Origin of the sequence: Streptomyces sp. UH6, assembly GCF_013421635.1 — a bacterium.
In the GTDB taxonomy this organism is placed as follows: domain Bacteria; phylum Actinomycetota; class Actinomycetes; order Streptomycetales; family Streptomycetaceae; genus Streptomyces; species Streptomyces abyssomicinicus.
The window spans coordinates 1-1,213 of the sequence record NZ_JACADT010001334.1; the positions used below are offsets into that span (position 1 = coordinate 1).

Genomic DNA, 1,213 nt, shown 5'->3' on the forward strand with positions numbered 1-1,213 from the left:
CGTGCGGGCCGGCGGAGCCGGTGCACAGGGGGCGCGGGGGCCACGTCCCGCAGGAGGGGGACGGCGTGTAGCCCGACTGCGCCCGGGCGCGGGCCGCGCGCGTTCCCCGCCCGGGGCCCGGGCGGGGAACCCTCGCGGCCCATGACGTCAGGCGCTCTTGACGGCGGAGATGTCGAAGCGGAGCTTGATCTTGTCGGAGACCAGCACACCGCCCGTCTCCAGCGCGGCGTTCCAGGTGACGCCCCACTCGGAGCGCAGGATCTCGCCCCGGCCCTCGAAGCCGACGCGCTCGTTGCCGAACGGGTCCTTGGCGGCCCCCTGGAACTCCAGGTCGATGGTGACCGGCTTGGTGACCCCGAGGAGGGACAGGTCGCCGGTGACCCGGTAGTCGTCGCCGCCGACGGCCTCGATCTCCGTGGAGCGGAAGGTCATGGTCGGGAACTCGTCGGTCTTGAAGAAGTCGGCGCTCTTGAGGTGGCCGTCACGGTCGGCGGAGCCGGTGTCGATGCTCTCCATGACGATGTCCAGCGAGGCGGTGGACTTCGACGGGTCCGCGCCGTCCAGGTGCAGGGCGCCGGTGAACTCGCGGAACTGGCCCTTGACGTTGGTGACCATCGCGTGGCGGGCGACGAAGCCCAGCGTGGTGTGCGACGGGTCGAGGGTGTAGTCGCCGGTCAGGGCGGCGAGGTCCGGGCTCACCGGGGTGTTCCCGGCGCCGGCGTTGCTGCGGTTGAAGATGCCCATGGTGTGCTCCTCGGGGTCGGGATGACGGATGGAACGCGAACGGGAGAGCCTGTCGGCCGAAACTGTCGGTTGAAGATTCAACGACCTCCGACGTCTCCGAAGGTAGCGCGATTCTGTTTAAGATTCAACCGACTCGCGGAAGGTAAGCTCCGGCATCACCCGGCCGGCCCCAACCGCGCGCCGTCGCCGGCCGTCCCCCGGGCGGAGCACGCCCTTTGTCCGACCCCTACAACCGGGCGGGCGGTCGGGCAGGAGGAACGCCTGCATGGCCCCGGTCTTCTGTTCGGTAGCACCAGGAAATCGCGCCGGACACTGTACGGAGTCGATGGCCCCGTCCCTCAGGCCCGCTTCGTAAGGTCGCTGCATGACCGTTGTGGATGAGGCGCTGGGCGAGCCCACCGAGGACCTGAACGAGCCGGCCGACGCGCGGGGGCGCGTGGCGGAGCTGCGCGAGATCCGGGCGCGTGCG

General features: G+C 70.6%; 1 protein-coding gene. It reads right to left on the reverse strand.

The window, feature by feature from the left end:
* Positions 1 to 147: 147 nt before the first annotated feature.
* Entirely contained in the window at positions 148 to 744 is a 597-nt protein-coding gene (locus HW445_RS31695) for a YceI family protein (protein ID WP_180224212.1), read from the reverse strand.
* Between the last annotated feature and the right edge of the window lie 469 nt (positions 745 to 1,213).